Source organism: Massilistercora timonensis (genome assembly GCF_048354975.1).
Lineage (GTDB): Bacteria > Bacillota > Clostridia > Lachnospirales > Lachnospiraceae > Massilistercora > Massilistercora timonensis.
Genome location: NZ_DBGCJQ010000080.1, coordinates 1 through 3,678 on the forward strand (window position 1 = coordinate 1; position 3,678 = coordinate 3,678).

Below are 3,678 nucleotides of genomic sequence, written 5' to 3' on the forward strand. Positions count from 1 at the left end.
TGCGTTTATTATAAATATTCACGGTGGAAAAGTCAATTGAGGACGTAGCATCTTTTCACTTTACTACGTCCTAAATTGCATTTTACCCTGTACCCAAATGCAAAATGGGGTGTACCAAACTGCACTTTGCCATGTACCTTTTTGTTGACTTTCTACTACTATGTGTTACAATATAGTTAAGATTACTACTATGTATTGCAAGGTAGGTGATGCGTATGTTTGACAAATCCCAACTGCTGCGTGGAACGCTGGAAGGCTGTATTCTGAAGATTCTCTCGGATCACACCACTTACGGATATGAAATTGTTACAAAGCTTCAGGATTATGGCTTCGAAGAGATACGTGAGGGAACGATCTACCCTCTTCTTCTGCGACTGGAGAACAAGGGCATTATTTCTTCTCAGTTTCGCCCTTCACCGCTGGGACCCCGCAGGAAATATTATTCCATCACACCGGATGGCTTGCTTTATCTGGAGGAATTTAAGCACTCCTGGAAACAAATTTCAAAATCGATCAATCATATTTTTGAAATGGAGGAATGACCTATGACAGAGTCGAATTTTTCCCTGGAAAAATTAAAAGCGGAAAACTTCTCGCTGCAATCAGAACTTTCAGCCAAAAATCAGCGTACTCTTGAAAAAATGTTTCGTTATCTGCGTACATTTCCCTTGGAAGAGACACAGATCGAACTTCTCAGGCAGGATTTGATCGGAATGGCCCGTGAGGCAGAAATGCGGCAGGAGCCTTTTTCTGGAACCCTTGGCAAATCTCCTCTTTCCTTCTGCGATGACCTACTCCTTGCCTCAGGTCTGGTGATGATTCCTTCTGGTCGTCGCCTGCTTCGGGCCGTTGGATGGTATTACCGGATTATAGGCGGATTTCTTTCCTGTGTCAGTCTCTCAAATATTATAGGTATGATTATCGGATTCTTTATCGGAGGAGAAATCTGGGTATTCAAGCTGTTCTCCGGAGATCAATTTGTGCTCTTCCTTTATCAGCTTGCAGCTTTTTCCATTGGCTGCCTTTTCCTTTATTCCGGAAAACAGGCAATTTACTGTGCTTCTAACAGTTCCATGGCAAGACGATGTCTCCTTTTGGGAATCCTTCTTCTCTTTATACAGATATTTACTATTTTGATCAATAATGTACTAAGGAATTTAGGCTATCTTGTAACCATAAGCGATTATTTCCCCTCCGTTGGGATTTTCATTCAGATCCTCTCCATACTGGCAGTGATTATTCCAATTCTTTATTTTTACGGAGCCTGGATCAATATGAAAAGCGTCAAATAGGTACACCCCATTTTGCATTTTGGTACACCCTTCCGTGCATTTTGGTACACCGTATAATTCAATTGAGGACGTAGCCTTTTTGCAAAAGGCTACGTCCTCAATTGAATTATTTCCCAGCCATCTGTTTTTCCTGCTGTTCGATCATCTTCTTAACCATATATCCACCGACAGAACCGTTCTGTCTGGATGTCAGGTCGCCGTTATAACCGTCGCTGAGCGGTACTCCCAGTTCGTTTGCAACCTCATATTTAAACTTGTCTAATGCGCCCTTTGCCTCAGGCACGGCTGCTTTGTTAGTTGAACGACTTGCCATGATTTACTCCTCCTTCTTGTATCTTTGTAACAGCTTTTCGCTTCGTGTTACAACCATAGTATATGGAGGATTTAAATTATTACACTGTCAGTTCCTTCATATTCTGGAAGATTCTTCACCCACTCTTCTCCATTTTTTAAAATTTCATCAGCCGCCTCATTGGCCATCTGCAGGATCTTCGCGTCCTGGAATACATCTCCCAGCCGAAAATTGAGAAGGCCGCTCTGGCGGATCCCAAAAAGGTCGCCGGGCCCGCGAAGCCGCAGATCCTCGCTTGCGATCTTGAACCCGTCGTTGGTGTCCCGCAGAATGGACAGTCTCTCCTTTGTCTCTTCTGCCCGGGAAGCGCTCATGAAAATGCAATAAGACTGGTGTTTTCCTCTTCCCACCCGGCCCCGCAGCTGATGGAGCTGCGCCAGGCCAAAGCGCTCTGCGTTCTCAATCATCATGACCGTGGCGTTTGGCACATCGATCCCAACCTCGATGACCGTGGTGGAGACCAGGATCTGGATCTCATTTCTCCCGAATGCCTCCATGATCTCATCTTTAAGCGCCGGCTTCATTTTCCCGTGCAGGCAGGCCACCCGGATATCCGGTCCCATCTCCTCCTGAAGCATCGCCCCGTAATCCTGCACGTTCTCCGCCTCCAGCTGCTCGCTCTCCTCCACCATGGGGCAGATCACATAGCACTGCCGCCCTGCGGCGATCTCTTTCTTCATAAATGTATACGCCGTCTTCCGGTAGCCGGTATCCACCACACAGTTCTTGATGGGAAGCCGGTTGGCCGGCAGTTCATCGATCACGGAAATATCCAGGTCTCCATATAAAATGATGGCCAGCGTCCGGGGGATTGGCGTGGCGCTCATCACCAGCACATGGGGCATGCCTCCCTTTCCGGCAAATGCTTCTCTTTGCTTTACTCCAAACCGGTGCTGCTCATCGGTGATCACCAGCGCCAGGCAGTCGTAATTCACCGCGCTCTGGATCAGCGCGTGGGTTCCGATGATGATCCTGGCGTATCCGCACTCGATCCGGTCATAGGCCCGCCGCTTCTCCTTCGCCGTCATGGAGCCGGTGAGCAGTTCCACCTTCACCGGGATCTCATATTCTTCCAATAACTTTGTAATGGATTCATAATGCTGTCTTGCCAGTACCTCCGTGGGGGCCATCATAGCCGCCTGGTACCCGTGAAGAGCCGTGTTGAGAAGGGCCAGCACCGCCACAATGGTCTTGCCTGAGCCCACATCCCCCTGGACCAGCCGGGACATTACCGTATCAGAAGCCAGATCGCCTGCGATCTCTCCCCACACCTTTCTCTGGGCTCCGGTCAGGGAAAATGGCAGCTCGCCGATCAGCTTCTCCACTTTTTCGTCCACATCCATCACATAGTTGTTCTCCATCCGCTGATTGCTGTCCTTAAGTCTCCGAAGAGACAGGATAAACGCCAGGAACTCTTCAAAGACCAGCCGCTTCCTCGCATGGAAATACACTTCTTTATCTTCTGGAAAATGAATCCCCCGCAGCGCATAATTGTACTCCGCCAGACCGTACCTCATCCGCAGATCCTCCGGCAGCACCTCCCGGGAGAGATCCAGGTTCTTCAGCACCTGCCCCACCGCCTTTGAGACCCCGTTGTTGGTCAGGCCTTTGGTCAGGCCGTAAATGGGCTGCAGCGTTCCCGACTTCTCCTCGTACTTCTCGGGCGGATAGAAGATCTCCGGCTGCTCCATCACAAGCTCCCGGCCTTTCCTGACCACCCGGCCTCTCAGGGTGACCGCCCCGCCGCCGGCAAATGTATTCCGCAGGAAGGGCATCCGGAACCACACCGCCTTAAGCGTCCCGGTCAGATCCCTGACATGAAGCGTAGTCACCGGAAGCCTGCGGTTTCCCGCCACCTGCACTCTCCCGAAGATCGCGCCGGTGACCGTGCAGACCTTCCCTTCTTCCACCTCGCTGACCGGAACCGGCTCTTCATAGACGTCATACCCTCTGGGATAATACCGGAGCAGATCTCCTGCCGTATAAATATTCAGTTTCTCAAACAGCTTCTCGGTCTTCTCTCCGATCCCTTTG

At 49.9% G+C, this 3,678-nt stretch carries 4 protein-coding genes; 2 read left to right on the forward strand and 2 right to left on the reverse strand.

The features are described from left to right. Positions 1 to 215 precede the first annotated feature (215 nt). Together ACML7B_RS07545 and ACML7B_RS07550 are read left to right on the forward strand one after the other, a co-directional pair. Positions 216 to 542 (forward strand): PadR family transcriptional regulator, encoded by a 327-nt coding sequence (locus ACML7B_RS07545; protein WP_346708443.1) that lies wholly within the window; start codon positions 216 to 218, stop codon positions 540 to 542. A gap of 3 nt (positions 543 to 545) precedes the next feature. Continuing rightward, entirely contained in the window at positions 546 to 1,292 is a 747-nt protein-coding gene (locus ACML7B_RS07550; protein ID WP_418540344.1) for a hypothetical protein, read from the forward strand. 106 nt (positions 1,293 to 1,398) lie between these two features. Here ACML7B_RS07550 and ACML7B_RS07555 read toward each other — a convergent pair whose 3' ends face one another. Further along, entirely contained in the window at positions 1,399 to 1,605 is a 207-nt protein-coding gene (locus ACML7B_RS07555) for an alpha/beta-type small acid-soluble spore protein (RefSeq protein WP_106788281.1), read from the reverse strand. Between the two features lie 71 nt (positions 1,606 to 1,676). After that, on the reverse strand, positions 1,677 to 3,678 hold a 2,002-nt coding region (recG, locus tag ACML7B_RS07560; RefSeq protein ID WP_418540347.1), incomplete at its 5' end, for an ATP-dependent DNA helicase RecG.

Excerpts from the sequence above, each read along its gene's own strand:
- ACML7B_RS07550 (WP_418540344.1), top strand. The coding sequence starts at position 546 with ATGACAGAGTCGAATTTTTCCCTGGAAAAATTAAAAGCGGAAAACTTC.
- ACML7B_RS07545 (WP_346708443.1), top strand. The coding sequence starts at position 216 with ATGTTTGACAAATCCCAACTGCTGCGTGGAACGCTGGAAGGCTGTATT.
- ACML7B_RS07555 (WP_106788281.1), bottom strand. The coding sequence starts at position 1,605 with ATGGCAAGTCGTTCAACTAACAAAGCAGCCGTGCCTGAGGCAAAGGGC.